1 pseudogene is annotated in these 310 nt (G+C 39.4%); it reads left to right on the top strand.

Features of this window, described 5'->3' with window-relative positions:
- Positions 1–310, top strand: a pseudogene (locus VQ048_RS12885) (ParA family protein); the annotation flags it as partial.

Below are 310 nucleotides of genomic sequence, written 5' to 3'. Positions count from 1 at the left end.
GTATAGTATCAGTAATCTACGGGAACAGGATTTGAAAATCGTGATGCAGAATGAACATTTCAAACAGAAAGCCCACGAGCAATTCAGTAAGATTAACAAAAAAGCCTATCCGATTATCACTTGTAAATCCAATGAGGCGATTCAAAAGGCAGAAGAATTTATCAAAGAAACGCCTTATGATATTGATGTAGTGCTATTTGATATGCCAGGAACGGTTAATACCGCAGGGATTTTGACCGTTCTATCCCATATCAACCATATTTTCGCACCCATCACTGCCGATAGGGTGGTCATTGAAAGTACCCTCAGT

The organism is Bergeyella anatis, from assembly GCF_036016955.1.
In the GTDB taxonomy this organism is placed as follows: domain Bacteria; phylum Bacteroidota; class Bacteroidia; order Flavobacteriales; family Weeksellaceae; genus JAYWXI01.
This window is presented reverse-complemented; position numbering and strand designations above follow the sequence as displayed.